Here is a 19158-nt window from a genome sequence, read left to right as displayed (position 1 = left end):
TATCTCAAATTGGGGCAGGAAAGCATAACTTAGACTTCCAAAGTTGAATTATTTTCCTGGCTTATATTTGTGAAGCATAACGGTGGAGTTAGTGATGCTGAAGCGTTTCTTTATAACAGGTACAGACACTTCTGTAGGGAAAACGGTGGTTTCCCGCGCATTGCTACAAGCGTTAGCCTCCCAGGGAAAAACGGTTGCGGGGTATAAACCCGTAGCGAAGGGGAGCAAAGAGACACCCGATGGGCTACGTAATAAAGATGCCCTGGTGTTGCAGAGTGTTTCATCTATTGAACTGCCTTATGAAGCAGTCAATCCCATTGCGTTAAGCGAAGAAGAAAGTAGTGTGGCGCACAGTTGCCCGATCAATTACACCCTCATTTCAAATGGTCTGGCTAACCTGACGAATAAAGTCGACCATGTGGTGGTCGAAGGCACTGGCGGCTGGCGTAGTCTGATGAATGACCTGCGTCCGCTCTCTGAATGGGTGGTTCAGGAGCAGCTACCGGTGTTGATGGTGGTGGGCATTCAGGAAGGCTGTATTAACCATGCGCTTCTGACCGCACAGGCGATTGCGAACGATGGTCTTCCGCTCATTGGCTGGGTGGCTAACCGTATCAACCCAGGGTTAGCACATTACGCTGAAATCATAGATGTATTGGGTAAAAAACTCCCGGCACCGCTCATTGGCGAACTGCCTTATTTGCCGCGCGCAGAACAGCGTGAACTGGGGCAATACATCCGCTTACCCATGCTGCGCAGTGTGTTGGCGGTAGATAGAGTCACGGTGTAACGTCCGCGACGTTACTGACGCAATCACACAAGCAATTAATAAACCGGGGAGTAGCTGATACTCCCCAGTCATTTCGCATATCATCAATGTCGACATAATTGGCGCATGCGTGGTTGCAGCCAGTAGTGTTGCCATCCCGGTTAGCCCGAGTAACAGCGTAATTTCTTCTCCGCCAGGAAGCCATAACCCCAGGCTACGACCATACAGCATACCAATCGCCAGTCCGATAAATAGTGTTGGCGTAAACACACCGCCTGGCGCGCCGGAACCACTGCTGGCCAGCACGGCAAAAAGTTTGCAAAGAAAGATCCCTGCAATGACCGTAAGCAGTGGCGGGGCAGTTAAAAAGGATTGTACCGTACTATAGCCGTTGCCCCACACAGCCGGTGTGAGCAGGGAAAGCAGTCCCACGATCAAACCTCCCAATGCCAGTTGCCAGGGGGGCGCAAGTTTGAGATTAACAAAGCCCCGATGACTGGCGTTCATTAGCTTTAAAAACAGTGGACCGCACAGTCCCATCAGTACACCAGTACTAATAATCAGCGCATAGTCACGGGTCTTAACTATTACTGAGAGTTGCACGCTGTAGAGCAAAGCATCGCTATTATTAAGAAGATGGCTGATAAGCAGAGCCACTACGGCGGAAATTACCACCGGACCGAGAGAGGCCTGCATCATGGTGCCAAACAGCACTTCAGCAATAAACAAACTTCCGGCAAGCGGGGCGCGATAGGCCGCAGCCATCCCCGCAGCAGCGCCACAGGCAATCCACAATTTCCACTCTTCACGCGGTGTAAGACGTTGTGCAAACCAGGAGGCGGCAAGCGCTGCCAACAGGATCATCGCACCTTCACGTCCAATGGCACTGCCGCTCGTCACCACCAGCAAAGACGCGAAAGATTTGACCAGACTGGTGGCATAATCAAACTGCCCATCGGTTTGTAATGCCTCCATATAATCGGTAGGCGCGTGAGGGCGTTGTTGCGTGAATTTCTGCCATCCCATCAGCAATAGACCTGCTGCCAGTCCGCCAAGTGCCGGAGTTAGCAGGCGACGCCACGGCGAAAGGTTCATGGCAGCATTAACCAGACTTCCGGAATCATTGTTCAGGAACAACCACTCCAGCAACAGCATCGCATGATGAAACCCTGCGACGGCAAGAGCCGCGAGAATACCGATCACCGTCGCAATAAACAGACGGCGGAACATGGTGCGTAGATCCGGGTAGATGTGTAGATGATGCATGAGCAGAAATGGCAAATTAAACACAGGCATCTATTTTGCGGGAAAAGGGGTCTGGAGCAAAAGCTGTATGTGCTTTATGAGAAATTAATCGTGACGTTGTCACTTATTTTATCCGAAAGGCGTGCAGTTACCGCCTTTCGGTCATACTAACGATTATTCAACGAAACAGAGGCTTAACCGCGACAGGAATTAACAATTGTGACTGCCATTGTGCCAGTGTTAAACGGGCCAGCTCACCGAGTGAGCGATAAAAAGGGTGTTCTGCTTTTTCGATAAACACCTCAAGAAAACGTGTCGACCACGGTAAAAGGTGCCACGCCAGCAATTCTTCGCACTCGGTCTGGCGACCGTTCTCTGCCAGCCATGCTGCCATCAATAGCAGTGAACCAAAATGATCTTCCGGTTCGTTTTGTTTCATTTCAAACTGAATGCCTTTTTCGCGCATCCATTGACGGAGCGCCAATGTAGAATCGCCAAACAGCACCGATTCGCGATCCAGCCAGACAGATCCCCACGGCGGTGACGGTAGCGCATACGGGCCGACAAACAGCCGTTGCCAGGCCTGATTACGCGACTCTTCACACTCTTCCTTAAAAGTCGTTACCAGCGGTGCTAATGACGTTTGTGACAAGGGCCACTGGGTATCCCAGCCGTCGCCGGTTAACGCAGAAACCAGCGGAGAGGCTTCTGCACTCTCTGGAGCGTAATAAAACAGCGCGCCCAGCACGCGCGCCGCGACAGAAAAATTATCTTGTTGTGAAAAATGCGTCATTCTTATCATCCTGAAACGTGCGGGGTAACCCGCACTAATTTGTTAACCTGCGACGGCCATTCCGACGGTCATATGCAGGCCATAAAAGAGCGCACGCCCGATCATCTCGCCGCTAAGTATGAGGATTAACCCCAGCACAAGCCCGATAACGTGAGGTTCATGGCGACGGATTAACGGACACAGCCAGCATCCCAGACCAGCGCATAACAATACCACACGCCAGACCTGTAATGAGGCGTAATCTGGCACCAACGTGCTGGCTTGTTGTACAGATGAGTGAATGGATGCCAGAGACAAACCTTGCAGCACAATCACTCCGACACAGGCGATCAGCGCCAGAACGTTAATGATGGCAAACGGCGTGGTATTAAACGTAACGCGGGCGGCCCGCAGAATAGCGGCCGCAAGTATCGGTCCACTCAGCAAGACCGTCAGGAAAAAAGCCAGTGTAGTGTAACCGTTATACCAGGTTGGTATGGTGTCGATTTGATAAACACAGGTCATCATCCAAATGAAAACAACGCCGAGCACCATACTGGCAAGTAACCAGAGTTTTCCCAACGCTTGCGGCATCTTACCGATGACCGCCACCAGCCACCATAACCCGCCAACGGCAAAGAACAATGAACCGGCAGCAATCTCGTTACTCAAGCCCGAAGATCCGATTCGATTCAGTGAGTTAAACGCACGTAGTGGCGATCCCAGGTGCATGACAGAGGCGATAAAACCGATGCTCATCAGCAACCAGAGGAAAAACATGCCACGGACAATACGCCGACGGTCTGCGTCATTTTTGGCAGCGTACCAGCCAATTCCGCTAACAATCAGCGCGCCCACAACACATTGGCCCAATACGGTAAAGACCATTAGTGGCCATTCATGCCATCCATTTCCCATTTTAAACTTCCTCCGGGTTAGCCAGATAACCAGTGGTATCGCCGGTTGGGCGGCTGTTGGCGTTAGGTTTGATAACGATATTGGGTTTTGTGAAATGTGCGCGCGGCAGTGGCGCGACGGCAGCCAGAGTGCCGTGCTTCCTGCGTAGCTCTTCAATCGAACCGAACTCAAGGGCGCGCAGCGGGCATGATTCGACGCATATTGGCTGTTTCCCTTCGGCGACGCGTGAATAACAACCATCGCACTTAGTCATGTGTCCTTTTTCCGCATTGTACTGTGGCGCGCCGTAGGGGCAGGCCATATGGCAGTAGCGACAGCCGATACAAATATCCTCATCAACCACCACAAAGCCATCTTCACGCTTATGCATTGCGCCGCTGGGGCATACTTTTGTACAGGCAGGATCATCGCAATGGTTACAGGAAATCGAGAGATAATAGGCGAACACGTTCTGATGCCAGACACCGTTATCTTCCTGCCAGTCGCCACCCGCGTATTCATAAATACGGCGGAAACTTACCTCGGTGCCAAGATCTTTAAAGTCTTTGCACGCCAGTTCGCAGGTTTTACAACCGGTGCAGCGACTGGAATCAATAAAAAATCCATATTGCGTTGTCATGGGCTACTCCTTAAACCTTCTCGATCTCAACCAGATTGGTGTGCTGCGGGTTGCCTTTCGCCAGTGGTGAAGGGCGCAGAGTGGTCAGGGTATTAATACAACCGCCGTGATCGATTTTATCACCAGACATATCGGCTTCGTGCCATGCCCCCTGACCCATAGCGCTAACGCCGGGGATAATACGAGGTGTCACTTTCGCTGGCAGACGGACTTCGCCACGATGGTTAAACACCCGTACCATATCGCCGTTGGCAATACCTCGCTTCTGCGCATCGATAGGGTTGATCCATACTTCCTGACGGCAGGCCGCCTTCAGCACATCAATGTTGCCGTAGGTGGAGTGAGTACGGGATTTATAATGGAAACCAAACAGTTGTAGTGGGAAGGTGCTGCGTTCAGGGGAATCCCATCCTTCAAAGGTTGAGGCGTAAACCGGCAGTGGGCTTATCACTTCATCGTTTTCCAGCTCCCAGGTACGGGCAATTTCCGCCAATTGGCTGGAATATATTTCAATCTTACCGGATGGTGTTTTTAGTGGATTCGCTTCGGGGTCGTCACGAAATGCTTTGTAGGCGACAAAATGACCATTGGGATCTTTACGCTTATAGATACCCATTTTTTTCAGTTCGTCGTAAGGCGGTAACGCCGGATCTTTGGCAAGCATTTTGGCGTACAGATGTTGTAACCATTGTTCCTGAGTACGTCCTTCGGTGAACTTCTGATAGACATCAGGCCCAAGCCGTTTTGCGACTTCGCTCAGGATCCAGTAAATCGGTTTGCGCTCGAATTTTTCGCTGGTGGCTGGCTGGAGGAAAATGAGGTATCCCATGTTACCGGCGTAATCGTTAGGAATAATATCTTCCTGCTCAACGGTCATCAGGTCTGGCAGCAGAATGTCGGCGTATTTTGCCGAAGAGGTCATAAAGTTTTCGATGACCACAATCATTTCGCATTTCGATTCGTCCTGAAGAATTTCATGCGTTTTGTTGATGTCCGAATGCTGATTTACCAGGGTATTGCCCGCATAGTTCCAGATGAACTTAATAGGCACATCCAGCTTCTCTTTACCGCGAACGCCGTCACGTGTAGCCGTCATTTGCGGACCATGATCAATAGCATCCGTCCAGCTAAAGCAGGAAATTGACGTCTTGACCGGGTTATCCAGTACCGGCAGACGTTCAATGGTAATAGTGTAGGTTGATTCACGCGCGCCACTATTCCCGCCGTTGATGCCAATATTGCCCGTCAGAATAGGTAACATAGCAATAGCGCGTGCGGTCAACTCGCCGTTGGCCTGGCGTTGCGGCCCCCAGCCCTGACAGATATAGGCTGGTTTTGCTGTGCCGATCTCACGCGCCAGTTTGATGATACGGTCTACAGGGATGCCGGTGATTTGCGAAGCCCACTGCGGCGTTTTCGCTGTTTTATCGTCACCTTCGCCGAGAATATACGCTTTGTAGTGACTATTTCTCGGCGCATCTGCGGGTAAGGTTTTTTCGTCATAACCGACGCAGTATTTATCGAGGAATGGCTGGTCAACGAGATTTTCGTTAATCAATACCCAGGCGATACCCGCCACCAGCGCAGCATCAGTTCCTGGACGAATAGGTATCCATTCGTCTTCACGACCGGCGGCGGTATCGGTATAACGCGGATCGATAACAATCATTTTGGCGTTTGATTTCTCACGCGCTTTTTCAAGAAAGTAAGTGATTCCGCCGCCGCTCATTCGCGTTTCCGCCGGGTTATTACCAAACATCACCACCAGCTTACTGTTTTCGATATCTGAGGTACTGTTGCCATCGTTACTGCCGTAGGTATAGGGCATAGCGCAGGAAATTTGTGCAGTACTGTAAGAGCCATACTGGTTAAGCGAACCACCGTAACAGTTCATCAGGCGTTTGACCGCAGAAGCTGATGGGGAAGAGCGGGTTATATTGCCGCCGACGATCCCCGAAGAGTACTGAATATAAACAGCTTCGTTGCCATATTGCTCGACGGTTTTTTTCAGGCTAGTGGCGATAGTGTCAAGCGCCTCATCCCAGCTAATCTTTTCAAATTTTCCTTCGCCGCGTTTGCCTACGCGTTTCATCGGATAATTCAATCGATCGGGATGATTAATGCGTCGACGGATAGAGCGACCGCGTAAACAGGCGCGCACCTGATGATTGCCATATTCGTCGTCGCCGGTGTTATCGGTTTCCACCCAGGTAACTTCATTATCTTTAACATGTAGCCGAAGTGCGCAGCGGCTACCACAGTTGACGGAACAGGCCCCCCAGACTACTTTTTCGCTGGTCTGTTGCACTGCCGCCGCCGCACTACGCATCGTAAAAGGTAATGAAAAACCGCCTGCTGCCAATGCCAACGAACCAATAGCGGTAGATTTAACTAATGTTCTGCGGCTAATGCCCACCGGTTGTTCTTTTTTGGACATAACTCACTCCCTGATATCTATCGTTATATATTTGCTTATATATTGAATATTTAGCGTGCTAACAATAGATGAAGTCTACCCATTTGGAGTTAAGAGTTATTAATCCATATCAATAGAAAAGGATGTCAGAAGGTGAGCTAATGTCGCTTTAGAAGCAGATTTTTGTGGCTGTCTGATCACATCAGGCAGCCACAGGTTTATTGATGCGGTTCGGCAGGGCCACTATCATGGGTTGGTTGAGAGTGGGCAGAAACATTACCGCTGGTGGTGCGGGTATAGAGAATTTTATGCGTGTCGTTGGCACAATGCCCGACGACCTGTGAATCAGGCTGATCAACCTGATCATTCGGCACAATACTTAAAGTGAAGCTGCTTTCCGGGACGCCGTTATTGATAATGCGCTGTGAAATATCGCTTTTTATACGCTCACAAGAATCCGACGCGGCGAGCACTGTGGATGAGGCCAGGGCGAGCAGAAGTGCGGCACTACAGGCGACGTTTTTCATCATTGGCTCCTTACATGAATATTACTACCTAAGCATAGCATTTCACGTGTAAATTACTGTATTTGCTACTATGATTGAGAATCATCTTTACTGTCAGGTGACTGATGTGAATGCCAAATTACTGCCATGTTTGCTCGCGATAACGCTTACAGGATGTGACCGCACAGAAGTAACGCTCTCTTTTACGCCAGAGATGGCCAGTTTCTCTAATGAATTTGATTTTGATCCGCTGCGTGGTCCGGTTAAGGATTTCACTCAGACATTAATAAATGAGCAAGGGGAAGTAACGAAGCGCGTTTCAGGTACTTTATCGGAGGAAGGCTGTTTTGATTCTCTCGAATTGCTGGATCTGGAGAATAATACTGTAGTTGCCCTGGTGTTAGACGCAAATTATTACCGTGATGCACAGACGCTGGAGAAGCGAGTACGTTTACAGGGGAAATGTCAGTTAGCGGAATTACCTTCCGCAGGGGTGAGTTGGGAAACCGATGATAATGGCTTCGTGGTTAAAGCCAGCAGTAAACAGATGAAGATGGAGTATCGGTATGATGGCCAGGGGTATCCGCTGGGTAAAACGACAATAAGCAACGACAAAACGTTATCTGTCACCGCGACACCGTCAAAGGACCCGATCAAAAAACTCGATTATACGGCCATTACTTTGCTGAATAATCAACAAGTTGGTAATATCAGGCAGACCTGTGAATATGACAGCCACGCCAATCCGGTGGACTGCCAATTAATCATTGTGGATGAGGGGGAAAAACCCGCTGTCGAACGGGTTTACACCATCAAAAATACCATTGATTATTATTAATGCTATTGCGCGGTCGGTTTCAGTAGAGTCTGCCCCTGCGTTTTATGTTCCGCCAGATACTGATGCTGGAATATGCACATGCGAATGGCATTGCGATATTGACCGTTAATAAAGAATTCATGCATCAGTTCACCTTCGACCGTAAAACCGAGCTTACGGTAAATATGAATCGCTTTTTCATTCTCTTTATCGACGATCAGATAAAGTTTATAGAGATTAAGAACAGTGAAGCCATAATCCATCGCTAATGTCGCGGCGCGGGTTGCCAGACCTTTACCCTGGTATTCCGGGGAGATGATTATCTGAAATTCAGCGCGGCGATGGACGTGGTTAATTTCCACCAGCTCCACCAGACCGGCTTTTTCGCCATCACATTCCACGACGAAACGGCGTTCACTCTGATCGTGAATATGTTTATCGTACAGATCAGAGAGTTCAACGAAGGCTTCGTAGGGTTCCTCAAACCAGTAACGCATTACGCTGGCGTTATTGTCGAGTTGATGCACATAGCGTAAATCTTCACGCTCCAGCGGACGTAGCTTAACACTGTGGGCGCTTGTCATAACGTGTCCTTACATTCCTTATATCAATAACAGGTTAGGGGATGATTACGCGGCCAGTACGACGGTCCAGACAGCGTAAAGTATTCGGCTCCCAGTAGGCATTAATGTTGGCACTCTGCTCACATTTATCGCGGTTATCGAATGCGGCGTCAGCTTTATCCCATTCTTTCTCGGTGCGTTTGTTGACTTTCTGACGCAGATTACGCGTGTCATTCCATTGCTCTTTTTCCATCGCCGCCTGCTGGCGACTCTGTGCGCTGTCGCCAGATTCAATCACCAGTTTGTTAGTTTCTGCATGAGTAGTTGCGCTAAATGCCAGTGCGCAAGGCAGCAGAAAAGCGAGCAGGCTGAGTTTTTTGCAGAGAGTGATATTCATGATTCATTCCTTGTATGAATGATTAAAGGCGATTTTACACGATCCACTGTGAACACGAAACGTAACAGAAGGATGTATATGTTGATGATATTATGTCGCCCTATAAATATACATGATGTCAATAAGTGACAAAGATGATTAAAACAACGTTACTGTTTTTTGTTACTGCCCTGTGTGAAATCATGGGTTGCTTTTTACCCTGGTTATGGCTGAAACGAAATGCCAGCGTCTGGCTGTTGGTTCCGGCGGGGATTTCCCTGGCGCTGTTTGTCTGGCTGTTAACGTTACATCCCGCAGCAAGTGGGCGAGTTTATGCGGCTTATGGTGGCGTTTATGTCTGTACGGCGTTGATTTGGCTGCGTGTGGTGGATGGGGTGAAGCTCAGTCTCTACGACTGGACAGGCGCGATAATTGCGCTTTGCGGTATGTTGATTATTGTTGCTGGCTGGGGACGTGCCTGATTTTTCTGGTCTATAAGATATTTTATTATCAATGACATACGCGTTTTCAGGGCACTGAAAAACAATAAGCTTTGACTATTTTTAGAACTATTCATGGCGCAAATATGCGCTTTTTTTTGTGATCGTTCTGGCTTTTTTTGATCTTCATACTTGTATGGTAGTAGCTCAGTTGCGTAGATTTCATGCATCACGATAAGCGATGCAAGGAATAGAACATGAAGATTGTAGGGGCTGAAGTTTTTGTTACCTGTCCGGGGCGTAATTTCGTCACCTTAAAAATCACCACCGAGGACGGTATTACCGGTCTTGGTGATGCCACTCTCAACGGACGCGAGCTTTCCGTTGCGTCCTATTTGCAGGATCACCTGTGTCCGCAACTTATAGGCCGTGATGCCCACCGTATCGAAGATATCTGGCAGTTTTTCTATAAAGGTGCTTACTGGCGTCGCGGCCCGGTGACTATGTCGGCCATTTCAGCCGTTGATATGGCGCTATGGGACATTAAAGCTAAAGCTGCCAACATGCCGCTTTACCAGTTACTCGGCGGCGCGTCTCGCGAAGGGGTGATGGTCTATTGCCATACCACCGGTCACAGTATTGATGAGGCACTGGATGATTATGCCCGTCATCAGGAACTGGGATTCAAGGCCATCCGCGTGCAGTGCGGTATTCCTGGCATGAAAACGACTTACGGTATGTCTAAAGGAAAAGGGCAGGCCTATGAACCTGCAACCAAAGGGCAGTGGCCAGAAGAGCAGTTGTGGTCAACGGAAAAATATCTCGACTTCATGCCAAAACTGTTCGACGCGGTACGTAACAAGTTTGGTTTTGATGAACATTTGCTGCATGACATGCATCATCGCTTAACGCCTATTGAAGCGGCGCGCTTTGGTAAAAGCATTGAAGATTTTCGCATGTTCTGGATGGAAGATCCGACCCCCGCAGAAAACCAGGAGTGTTTCCGTCTGATTCGCCAACATACCGTCACGCCAATTGCGGTGGGTGAAGTCTTCAATAGCATTTGGGACTGCAAACAGCTCATTGAAGAGCAACTTATCGACTATATCCGTACCACGCTGACCCATGCAGGCGGCATTACCGGTATGCGTCGGATTGCGGATTTTGCTTCGCTTTATCAGGTGCGCACAGGCTCACACGGTCCTTCCGATTTGTCACCAGTCTGCATGGCTGCGGCTTTGCACTTTGACCTGTGGGTGCCGAATTTTGGCGTACAAGAATACATGGGCTACTCAGAACAAATGCTCGAAGTGTTCCCGCACAACTGGAGCTTCGATAACGGCTATATGCATCCGGGTGACAAGCCAGGTATTGGCATCGAGTTCGATGAAAAGCTGGCGGCGAAATATCCCTACGAACCTGCTTATCTGCCAGTCGCACGTCTGGAAGATGGCACGTTATGGAACTGGTAAGGAGTAAAATAATGAAAAGCATCTTAATTGAAAAACCGAATCAACTGGCGATTATCGAACGGGAAATACCTACCCCATCAGCGGGTGAAGTGCGAGTAAAAGTGAAACTCGCCGGGATTTGTGGATCGGATAGTCATATTTATCGCGGTCATAATCCATTTGCGAAATATCCGCGCGTCATTGGGCACGAGTTTTTTGGCGTGATTGATGCCGTAGGTGAAGGCGTAGTGAACACCAGAGTTGGCGAACGTGTTGCGGTAGATCCGGTAGTCAGTTGCGGACATTGTTATCCGTGTTCAATTGGTAAGCCGAACGTCTGCACAACGCTAGCAGTATTAGGTGTTCACACCGACGGCGGTTTTAGCGAATATGCGGTAGTTCCGGCAAAAAACGCGTGGAAAATTCCCGATGCAGTGGCTGATAAATTCGCGGTAATGATCGAACCCTTTACCATTGCGGCGAACGTTACCGGACACGGTCAACCGACTGAAGATGACACCGTGCTAGTTTATGGCGCAGGTCCAATTGGTCTGACTATTGTTCAGGTATTAAAGGGGGTCTATAACGTTAAAAATGTGATTGTTGCCGATCGCATTGATGAACGACTGGACAAAGCGAAAGAGAGCGGAGCAGATTGGGCGATTAATAACAGCCAGACACCGCTTGGCGAAATATTCGCTGAAAAGGGTATTAAACCAACATTAATTATTGATGCCGCTTGTCATCCATCAATTCTGAAAGAAGCGGTTATGCTGGCATCTCCTGCGGCACGAATTGTGTTAATGGGATTCTCCAGTGAGCCGTCTGAAGTTATTCAACAGGGAATTACCGGCAAGGAACTCTCTATTTTTTCTTCTCGGTTAAATGCCAATAAATTTCCGGTGGTTATCGACTGGCTAAGCAAAGGTTTAATTAACCCTAATAAATTAATTACTCATACCTTTGATTATCAACATGTCGCTGATGCTATTTCATTATTTGAAAATGATCAAAAGCATTGCTGCAAAGTTTTACTCACTTTTTCTGAATAATATCAATAACAGCGGATAAGCAGTACGCATCTTACCTCTTATTTAGAGATAATAATTATGACAATAGAAAAACATGAAAGAAGCACTAAGGATTTAGTGAAGGCAGCGGTATCAGGATGGTTAGGTACGGCACTTGAATTTATGGATTTTCAGTTGTACTCGCTCGGTGCAGCGTTAGTATTTCATGAAATATTTTTTCCGGAATCATCAGCCGCAATGGCGTTAATTCTGGCAATGGGAACCTACGGTGCTGGTTATGTAGCACGCATTGTTGGGGCATTTATTTTCGGCAAAATGGGCGACAGAATAGGGCGTAAAAAAGTTCTCTTTATTACCATCACTATGATGGGGATCTGTACTACCCTAATTGGTGTGTTGCCGACTTATGCACAGATTGGTGTTTTTGCGCCAATCTTGCTGGTGACTCTACGTATTATTCAGGGGTTGGGGGCTGGTGCTGAGATTTCCGGAGCTGGTACGATGCTGGCGGAATATGCGCCGAAAGGCAAACGCGGCATTATCTCCTCATTCGTCGCGATGGGAACGAACTGCGGTACTTTGAGTGCAACGGCAATCTGGGCTTTTATGTTCTTTATTCTCAGCAAAGAAGAGTTGCTGGCATGGGGATGGCGTATTCCGTTTCTCGCTAGTGTTGTGGTGATGGTCTTTGCTATCTGGTTGCGCATGAACCTGAAAGAAAGCCCGGTTTTTGAGAAAGTTAATGACAGTAAGCAGCCTGCGCCAAAAGCTGTTCCTTCTGGCAGTATGTTCCAGAGTAAGTCTTTTTGGCTGGCAACGGGTCTGCGTTTTGGACAGGCAGGAAACTCAGGTTTGATTCAAACCTTCCTTGCCGGATATTTAGTGCAGACTCTGCTGTTCAATAAAGCAATTCCAACAGATGCATTAATGATCAGTTCCATTATTGGTTTTATGACGATACCTTTCCTCGGTTGGTTATCCGATAAAATTGGCCGTCGTATTCCCTATATCATTATGAATACTTCAGCCATTGTACTGGCGTGGCCAATGCTTTCTATTATCGTAGATAAAAGCTATGCTCCAAGTACCATCATGGTTGCGTTGATTGTAATTCACAACTGTGCGGTGTTGGGATTATTTGCCCTGGAAAACATTACTATGGCAGAAATGTTCGGCTGTAAAAGTCGCTTTACCCGAATGGCAATATCCAAAGAAATAGGTGGTCTTGTTGCTTCAGGTTTTGGTCCTATTCTGGCAGGTATTTTCTGCACCATGACCGAATCCTGGTATCCGATTGCAATAATGATTATGGCTTATTCTGTTATCGGATTAATTTCCGCGCTGAAAATGCCAGAAGTTAAAGACCGCGATCTGAGTGCGTTGGAAGATGCCGCGGAAGATCAACCACGTATTGTAAGATCTGCGCAACCTTCAAGAAGTCTGTAAATCCTGAATCCCTTCTTTTACGGAGAAGGGATTTTTTATTCATATAACAAGCCATTCATCTCATCTTGCCAAATTTAAATTAAAGGAATTGTCATGGGAAATAATTTGTTATCAGCGAAGGCTACGCTTCCTGTCTATGAGCGTAATAATTTGATACCTCGAATTGTTCATTTAGGTTTTGGCGCATTTCATCGCGCGCATCAAGGCGTGTATGCCGATATTCTTGCCGCTGAACATTGCAGTGACTGGGGATATTATGAGGTCAACTTAATCGGCGGGGAACAGCAAATCGTCGATCTAAAACAGCAAGATAATCTCTATACCGTTGCGGAGATGTCCGCAGATGCCTGGACTGCTCGTGTCATTGGCGTAGTGAAAAAAGCGCTGCATGTGCAAATCGACGGTTTGGAAGCGGTACTGGCTGCCATGTGTGAACCGCAAATTGCTATTGTCTCCCTGACAATTACGGAGAAAGGTTATTTCCACTCACCGGCGAGCGGCCAGTTAATGTTGGATCACCCAATGATCGTCGCTGATCTGAACAATCCTCACCAGCCCAAAACGGCACCAGGGGTTATCGTCGAGGCGTTGGCACGACGTAAAGCGGCAGGGTTACAGGCATTTACGGTGATGTCATGCGATAACATGCCTGAGAATGGTCATGTTATGCGTGACGTTGTCACTTCTTATGCGCGTGCTGTCGACGAAAAACTGGCGCAATGGATTGTAGAAAACGTGACTTTCCCATCGACAATGGTGGATCGCATTGTACCCGCGGTCACGGCAGAAACACTGGATAAAATCGAACAACTCGCCGGTGTGCGTGATCCGGCAGGTGTTGCCTGTGAACCTTTCCGCCAGTGGGTGATTGAAGATAACTTTGTTGCCGGACGCCCGGAATGGGAAAAAGCGGGAGCCGAACTGGTTAGTGATGTACTGCCATATGAAGAGATGAAACTGCGTATGCTCAACGGCAGCCATTCCTTCCTGGCTTATCTGGGATATCTGGCGGGTTATCAGCATATTAATGATTGTATGGAAGATGGTAATTATCGCCGTGCAGCGCTTACATTAATGTTGCAGGAACAGGCACCGACGCTGAAAGTGCAGGGGGTGGATCTGCAAGATTATGCTAACCGATTGATTGAGCGCTACAGTAACCCTGCTTTACGCCATCGGACCTGGCAGATTGCGATGGATGGTAGTCAGAAACTGCCGCAACGTATGCTGGATTCTGTGCGCTGGCATTTGGCGCATGGCAGTTCATTTAATCTCCTGGCGCTTGGTGTCGCGGGTTGGATGCGTTATGTCGGCGGTGTAGATGAGCTGGGTAATCCAATTGAGATCAGCGACCCGTTATTGTCTGTGATCCAGCAGACCGTACAAAATAGTGAGGAAGGGAAAGAACGCGTGCGGGCATTGATAGCGATTGAGGCGATCTTTGGTAACGATTTGCCGAACAATGCTTTATTCACAGATAAAGTAACAGAGGCGTATTTGTCTTTATTGACTGAAGGCGCGAAAGCAACCGTGGCAAAATATACCGTGGCGTAAAAACAGCAATGCCGCCATCGGCGGCATTCACACGCTTAGTTCATGCCGAGACGAATCAGGTCCAGAGGCGCGAGTTTTTCATCACAACCTTCAACAACCACGGTTTTTCCGCGGCGGATTTGCTCTGCGGTCAGACCTTCAGTATCAATCGACAGGATCTTGCCAGTGTGACCGGTGCCGCTAACCATAACACGGCTGCCAGTGGTGATTGCGTTACGGTTACGATCGTAGGTCGTCATAGGTGTTTTCTCCTTTCTGATTTACAGTCGAAGCCCACGTAACGGGCGCAATATAAATACTCCTGTCGAGTGAATATTTTTTTGTTTATGATCAAGTTCACATCTTTTTTGATGCTTGCATGAACCAGAAGAAGGGAATGGAGTCTCATCCCGGGTGGGATGAGAGGACATGAATTACTCTTCGCTAAACCAGTCGCTGTTTTCCTGGCGGATTTGCTGCACGGATTCACTTATTTCCTGCAAATGCAGTGTCATTGCTTTTTCTACCGCAGTGACATCATGCTTTTGTAGCGCAGTAAAAATATCCATGTGTTGGCGCAGCAACATATCTGGTGGCGAGACGTGGTCAAAACTCATATAGCGTACCCGGTCAATGGTCGCTTTCAGGTTTTCAATGGTGTCCCACGCGAGCTGACAGTCGGCAATCTGCGTCAGGATTTGGTGGAAGTTATCATCAAGTTCAAAAAAATCATCCAGTTGTTTGCGTTCAATGGCTATACGTTGCTGGTGGAGATTTTGCTCAAGCAGGTAGCACTGGCTATCGGTAATCATGGTCGCCGCTCTGCGGACTACGGCGCACTCAATGGCCTGGCGGATAAAACTACCGTTGCGTACCTGAGTCATGGAGATTTTATTGACGTAGCTGCCACGTTGCGGGCGAATTTGAATCAGGCCATTTTCCGCCAGCTTAATGAAGGCTTCACGAACTGGCTGGCGCGACACATTGAAACGAACAGAAACTTCTTTTTCCGATAACGGCGTACCCGGTGCAATCAGACAATGCACAATGTCGCGACGGAGAATACGATAAATCTGTTGATTGACTGGTTGCGTGGGATTGAGTTGTGTTTCGACGGTCATTCGTTCTTGCTTTTGAGTGGGTTAACTGAGCAAGTCTACCACTTTTTTGTGACAAACAATAACCCGGCGGTTAGGCCGGGTATAAAAATTAATGGCGATGGATATTCAGTCCGGCATAGCTCTGGGTAACTGGCATCATTTCCAGAGTATTGATGTTAACGTGAGCCGGGAGAGTCGCCACCCACCAGACGGCTTCACAGACATCTTCTGGCGTCAGCGCAACGGTGTTTTGATAGGTTTTTTCCGCTTTACCGTCATCGCCTTTAAAGCGGACATTGGAAAATTCAGTACCGCCGACCAGACCTGGCTCGATGTCAGTGACACGAACCGCAGTGCCATGCAGGTCAGTACGCAGATTCAGGCTGAATTGACGAACGAATGCTTTTGTTGCGCCATAAACGTTGCCACCAGCATATGGCCAGCTACCTGCCGTTGAACCAATGTTAATAATATGACCTCGATTACGCTCAACCATGCCAGGCAGCACGGCACGCGTCATATACACCAGGCCTTTATTGTTGGTATCAATCATTGTTTCCCAGTCTTCGACACTGGCTTTATGTGCAGGTTCCATACCCAGCGCCAGCCCGGCGTTATTCACCAGAATATCAATGTCACGCCAATCGGCAGGAAGCGATTCCATCATCTCTTCAATAGCGGCGCGATTACGAACATCGAGCTGGGCGATATAAAGGTTATCGCCCAGCTCGTCTTTTAACTCCTGCAACCGCTCCTGGCGTCGACCCGTAGCGATAACTTTATGGCCTTGTTGAATAAAACGACGAGTAATGCATTCACCAAAACCTGCCGTTGCTCCAGTTACTAAAACGATCATCTCACTGTTCCTCAACGCTTTTGTGTGTCCCTTAACATAGCACGTGATGCTTAAGAGCAGGTAATACTGGTTTGCACTCCGTTACCAGTCAGCCTACGCTATGGGACACCTCGCGTTCAGGAGAAGAAAATGACAACAATGAACCCTTTCCTTGTGCAAAGCACACTGCCGTATCTGGCTCCCCGTTTTGATCAAATTGCAGATCATCACTATCGTCCGGCTTTCGACGAGGGGATGCGGCAAAAGCGTGCTGAGATTACCGCTATCGCGATCAACCCGCAGACACCTGATTTCACTAACACGATTTTGGCGCTGGAACAGAGCGGTGAATTGCTTACCCGCGTCACCAGCGTCTTTTTTGCCATGACAGCGGCGCATACCAACGATGAGTTACAGCGTCTTGATGAACAGTTTTCCGCCGAACTGGCGGAACTGGCTAATGATATCTATCTGAACGGCGAATTATTCGCGCGGGTGGATGCAGTCTGGCAGCGCCGCGGAACCCTGGGGCTTGATAGTGAATCCATTAGACTGGTTGACGTTATTCATCAGCGTTTTGTCCTTGCCGGAGCCCAACTTGAAGATGCGGATAAAGCAAAATTAAAAGTGCTGAACACCGAAGCCGCGACGCTGACCAGTCAGTTTAACCAGCGGTTATTAGCTGCGAACAAATCCGGTGGAGTGGTGGTTGACGATATTCAGCAACTGGCAGGCATGAGTGAGCAAGAGATTGCCCTGGCGGCCGGGGCGGCTCGCGAGAAAGGTCTGGATAACAAATGGCTTATCCCACTGCTGAACACTACGCAACAACCGGCGCTTGCGGAACTCCGCGATCGTTCCACACGTGAAAAACTGTTCACTGCAGCCTGGACGCGTGCGGAAAAAAATGATGCCAACGATACCCGCGCTATCATTCAACGGCTGGTGGAGATCCGCGCGCAACAGGCAACATTACTTGGCTTCCCTCATTATGCCGCATGGAAAATAGCCGACCAGATGGCAAAAACGCCAGAAGCGGCACTCAACTTTATGCGGGAAATTGTTCCGGCGGCGCGTCAGCGTGCGAGCGATGAATTAGCGTCTATTCAGGCGGTTATCGGAAAACAGCAAGGCGGTTTTAGCGCACAGCCGTGGGACTGGGCGTTTTACGCCGAACAGGTACGTCGTGAGAAATTCGATCTTGATGAGGCGCAACTCAAACCTTATTTTGAATTAAACACGGTACTGAATGAAGGGGTATTCTGGACCGCCAATCAGCTTTTCGGCATTAAGTTTGTCGAACGGTTTGATATACCGGTATATCACCCGGATGTGCGGGTCTGGGAAATCTTTGATCATAACGGTGTTGGACTGGCGCTATTTTACGGTGACTTCTTCGCCCGTGATTCAAAAAGTGGCGGCGCGTGGATGGGTAATTTTGTCGAGCAATCTACGCTCAATGAAACGCGCCCGGTAATTTATAACGTTTGCAATTATCAAAAACCAGCCGCTGGTGAGCCTGCCTTGTTGCTGTGGGATGACGTTATTACCTTATTCCATGAGTTTGGACATACATTGCATGGTCTGTTTGCCTGCCAGCGTTATGCCACGCTTTCCGGCACCAATACGCCGCGTGATTTTGTTGAATTTCCGTCGCAAATCAACGAACACTGGGCAACGCATCCGCAGGTGTTCGCCCGCTATGCCCGGCATTATCAAACCAGAGAAGCCATGCCGGAAACTCTGCAACAGAAAATGCGCAATGCCAGCCTGTTCAATAAAGGCTATGAGATGAGCGAACTGCTTAGTGCTGCGCTTCTCGATATGCGTTGGCACTGTTTGCAAGAGAATGAGGCGATGCAGGATGTGGACGATTTCGAACAGCGGGCGCTGGTGGCGGAAAATATGGATCTTCCTGCTGTACCGCCACGTTATCGCAGCAGTTATTTCGCCCACATTTTTGGCGGAGGATATGCGGCGGGTTACTACGCGTATCTGTGGACGCAAATGCTGGCAGACGATGGTTATCAGTGGTTTGTTGAGCAGGGCGGATTAACGCGTGAAAATGGGCAATATTTTCGCGAGGCAATCCTCTCCAAAGGCAACAGCGAAGATTTAGAACGTCTGTATCGTCAATGGCGCGGTAAGGCACCACAGATTGCACCAATGTTGCAACATCGCGGGCTGGATGTTTAACTCTCCCATATTGCCCCGGACTGATTCCTGCCCGGGGCAATATATACTATGTTATTCATTTCTGTTTTTAGTTTCCCACTGCTATGTCTGGAATTGTTATTCGGTATCTCCGTACATTTGTAGAA

Annotated in this window: 19 protein-coding genes; 8 read left to right on the top strand and 11 right to left on the bottom strand. The window is 48.6% G+C overall.

Annotation, left to right across the window (positions count from 1 at the left end):
• The first annotated feature begins 94 nt into the window (after window positions 1–94).
• Complete coding sequence (gene bioD / locus BEA93_RS02455) at window positions 95–790, top strand: dethiobiotin synthase (RefSeq protein WP_000919218.1); 696 nt, start codon at window positions 95–97, stop codon at window positions 788–790.
• Here the strand turns inward: bioD and clcB are convergent.
• The 6 genes from clcB to BEA93_RS02425 all read right to left on the bottom strand — a co-directional run bounded on the left by clcB (window position 743) and on the right by BEA93_RS02425 (window position 7266).
• A complete protein-coding gene (gene clcB, locus BEA93_RS02450; RefSeq protein WP_105224341.1) occupies window positions 743–2035 on the bottom strand; it encodes a voltage-gated ClC-type chloride channel ClcB in 1293 nt (430 codons plus the stop codon). The genes bioD and clcB overlap by 48 nt on opposite strands.
• Window positions 2036–2192: 157 nt before the next feature.
• Window positions 2193–2807: a Tat proofreading chaperone DmsD gene (dmsD, locus tag BEA93_RS02445; RefSeq protein WP_000148720.1), complete on the bottom strand. Its 615-nt coding sequence runs from the start codon at window positions 2805–2807 to the stop codon at window positions 2193–2195.
• A 42-nt stretch (window positions 2808–2849) separates the two neighbouring features.
• Complete coding sequence (gene ynfH / locus BEA93_RS02440; RefSeq protein ID WP_105224325.1) at window positions 2850–3704, bottom strand: selenate reductase membrane anchor subunit YnfH; 855 nt, start codon at window positions 3702–3704, stop codon at window positions 2850–2852.
• Window position 3705: 1 nt separating this feature from the next.
• Entirely contained in the window at window positions 3706–4323 is a 618-nt protein-coding gene (gene ynfG, locus BEA93_RS02435; RefSeq protein WP_038354333.1) for a DMSO reductase like molybdoenzyme iron-sulfur subunit YnfG, read from the bottom strand.
• A gap of 10 nt (window positions 4324–4333) precedes the next feature.
• Window positions 4334–6760: a selenate/tellurate reductase subunit YnfE gene (gene ynfE / locus BEA93_RS02430; RefSeq protein ID WP_105224326.1), complete on the bottom strand. Its 2427-nt coding sequence runs from the start codon at window positions 6758–6760 to the stop codon at window positions 4334–4336.
• Window positions 6761–6957: 197 nt separating this feature from the next.
• Window positions 6958–7266, bottom strand: coding sequence for a DUF1161 domain-containing protein (locus BEA93_RS02425; protein ID WP_105224327.1), 309 nt, complete (start codon window positions 7264–7266; stop codon window positions 6958–6960).
• Between the two features lie 106 nt (window positions 7267–7372).
• On the opposite strand from BEA93_RS02425, the gene BEA93_RS02420 reads away from it, so the two are divergent.
• Window positions 7373–8083, top strand: coding sequence for a YnfC family lipoprotein (locus BEA93_RS02420; RefSeq protein WP_085947941.1), 711 nt, complete (start codon window positions 7373–7375; stop codon window positions 8081–8083).
• Window positions 8084–8085: 2 nt separating this feature from the next.
• Here the strand turns inward: BEA93_RS02420 and speG are convergent, their stop codons facing one another.
• Together speG and BEA93_RS02410 are read right to left on the bottom strand one after the other, a co-directional pair.
• Complete coding sequence (speG, locus tag BEA93_RS02415; protein WP_000199502.1) at window positions 8086–8646, bottom strand: spermidine N1-acetyltransferase; 561 nt, start codon at window positions 8644–8646, stop codon at window positions 8086–8088.
• Window positions 8647–8680: 34 nt separating this feature from the next.
• Window positions 8681–9022 (bottom strand): DUF1283 family protein, encoded by a 342-nt coding sequence (locus tag BEA93_RS02410; protein ID WP_001027860.1) that lies wholly within the window; start codon window positions 9020–9022, stop codon window positions 8681–8683.
• 134 nt (window positions 9023–9156) lie between these two features.
• Between BEA93_RS02410 and BEA93_RS02405 the strand changes: the two genes are divergently transcribed.
• From BEA93_RS02405 to BEA93_RS02385, 5 genes are all read left to right on the top strand, one after another.
• Entirely contained in the window at window positions 9157–9483 is a 327-nt protein-coding gene (locus BEA93_RS02405; RefSeq protein WP_001516354.1) for a YnfA family protein, read from the top strand.
• 215 nt (window positions 9484–9698) lie between these two features.
• Complete coding sequence (gene rspA / locus BEA93_RS02400; RefSeq protein WP_000706280.1) at window positions 9699–10913, top strand: starvation-sensing protein RspA; 1215 nt, start codon at window positions 9699–9701, stop codon at window positions 10911–10913.
• A gap of 11 nt (window positions 10914–10924) precedes the next feature.
• On the top strand, window positions 10925–11944 hold the full coding sequence (locus tag BEA93_RS02395) for a Zn-dependent oxidoreductase (RefSeq protein ID WP_105224328.1): 1020 nt from the start codon (window positions 10925–10927) through the stop codon (window positions 11942–11944).
• Window positions 11945–12001: 57 nt separating this feature from the next.
• Window positions 12002–13369: an MHS family MFS transporter YdfJ gene (gene ydfJ / locus BEA93_RS02390; protein WP_105224329.1), complete on the top strand. Its 1368-nt coding sequence runs from the start codon at window positions 12002–12004 to the stop codon at window positions 13367–13369.
• 93 nt (window positions 13370–13462) lie between these two features.
• Window positions 13463–14923: a mannitol dehydrogenase family protein gene (locus BEA93_RS02385; RefSeq protein ID WP_105224330.1), complete on the top strand. Its 1461-nt coding sequence runs from the start codon at window positions 13463–13465 to the stop codon at window positions 14921–14923.
• A 35-nt stretch (window positions 14924–14958) separates the two neighbouring features.
• On the opposite strand, the gene ydfZ is transcribed toward BEA93_RS02385, so the two are convergent.
• The 3 genes from ydfZ to ydfG all read right to left on the bottom strand — a co-directional run bounded on the left by ydfZ (window position 14959) and on the right by ydfG (window position 16858).
• On the bottom strand, window positions 14959–15162 hold the full coding sequence (ydfZ, locus tag BEA93_RS02380; RefSeq protein ID WP_000214710.1) for a putative selenium delivery protein YdfZ: 204 nt from the start codon (window positions 15160–15162) through the stop codon (window positions 14959–14961).
• Between the two features lie 174 nt (window positions 15163–15336).
• A complete protein-coding gene (locus tag BEA93_RS02375; protein ID WP_000215557.1) occupies window positions 15337–16023 on the bottom strand; it encodes a GntR family transcriptional regulator in 687 nt (228 codons plus the stop codon).
• 88 nt (window positions 16024–16111) lie between these two features.
• Window positions 16112–16858, bottom strand: coding sequence for a bifunctional NADP-dependent 3-hydroxy acid dehydrogenase/3-hydroxypropionate dehydrogenase YdfG (ydfG, locus tag BEA93_RS02370; protein ID WP_000636576.1), 747 nt, complete (start codon window positions 16856–16858; stop codon window positions 16112–16114).
• 129 nt (window positions 16859–16987) lie between these two features.
• Between ydfG and dcp the strand changes: the two genes are divergently transcribed.
• Window positions 16988–19033, top strand: coding sequence for a peptidyl-dipeptidase Dcp (dcp, locus tag BEA93_RS02365; protein ID WP_105224331.1), 2046 nt, complete (start codon window positions 16988–16990; stop codon window positions 19031–19033).
• The last annotated feature ends 125 nt before the right edge of the window (window positions 19034–19158 follow it).

Origin of the sequence: Escherichia sp. MOD1-EC5950, assembly GCF_002965345.1 — a bacterium.
GTDB lineage: Bacteria > Pseudomonadota > Gammaproteobacteria > Enterobacterales > Enterobacteriaceae > Escherichia > Escherichia marmotae.
This window is presented reverse-complemented; position numbering and strand designations above follow the sequence as displayed.

Bases quoted from the DNA above. Each gene is read 5' to 3' on its own strand.
- bioD (WP_000919218.1), top strand. From the start codon at position 95: ATGCTGAAGCGTTTCTTTATAACAGGTACAGACACTTCTGTAGGGAAA.
- clcB (WP_105224341.1), bottom strand. From the start codon at position 2,035: ATGCATCATCTACACATCTACCCGGATCTACGCACCATGTTCCGCCGT.
- dmsD (WP_000148720.1), bottom strand. From the start codon at position 2,807: ATGACGCATTTTTCACAACAAGATAATTTTTCTGTCGCGGCGCGCGTG.
- ynfH (WP_105224325.1), bottom strand. From the start codon at position 3,704: ATGGGAAATGGATGGCATGAATGGCCACTAATGGTCTTTACCGTATTG.
- ynfG (WP_038354333.1), bottom strand. From the start codon at position 4,323: ATGACAACGCAATATGGATTTTTTATTGATTCCAGTCGCTGCACCGGT.
- ynfE (WP_105224326.1), bottom strand. From the start codon at position 6,760: ATGTCCAAAAAAGAACAACCGGTGGGCATTAGCCGCAGAACATTAGTT.
- BEA93_RS02425 (WP_105224327.1), bottom strand. From the start codon at position 7,266: ATGAAAAACGTCGCCTGTAGTGCCGCACTTCTGCTCGCCCTGGCCTCA.
- speG (WP_000199502.1), bottom strand. From the start codon at position 8,646: ATGACAAGCGCCCACAGTGTTAAGCTACGTCCGCTGGAGCGTGAAGAT.
- BEA93_RS02410 (WP_001027860.1), bottom strand. From the start codon at position 9,022: ATGAATATCACTCTCTGCAAAAAACTCAGCCTGCTCGCTTTTCTGCTG.
- BEA93_RS02405 (WP_001516354.1), top strand. From the start codon at position 9,157: ATGATTAAAACAACGTTACTGTTTTTTGTTACTGCCCTGTGTGAAATC.
- rspA (WP_000706280.1), top strand. From the start codon at position 9,699: ATGAAGATTGTAGGGGCTGAAGTTTTTGTTACCTGTCCGGGGCGTAAT.
- BEA93_RS02395 (WP_105224328.1), top strand. From the start codon at position 10,925: ATGAAAAGCATCTTAATTGAAAAACCGAATCAACTGGCGATTATCGAA.
- ydfJ (WP_105224329.1), top strand. From the start codon at position 12,002: ATGACAATAGAAAAACATGAAAGAAGCACTAAGGATTTAGTGAAGGCA.
- BEA93_RS02385 (WP_105224330.1), top strand. From the start codon at position 13,463: ATGGGAAATAATTTGTTATCAGCGAAGGCTACGCTTCCTGTCTATGAG.
- ydfZ (WP_000214710.1), bottom strand. From the start codon at position 15,162: ATGACGACCTACGATCGTAACCGTAACGCAATCACCACTGGCAGCCGT.
- BEA93_RS02375 (WP_000215557.1), bottom strand. From the start codon at position 16,023: ATGACCGTCGAAACACAACTCAATCCCACGCAACCAGTCAATCAACAG.
- ydfG (WP_000636576.1), bottom strand. From the start codon at position 16,858: ATGATCGTTTTAGTAACTGGAGCAACGGCAGGTTTTGGTGAATGCATT.
- dcp (WP_105224331.1), top strand. From the start codon at position 16,988: ATGACAACAATGAACCCTTTCCTTGTGCAAAGCACACTGCCGTATCTG.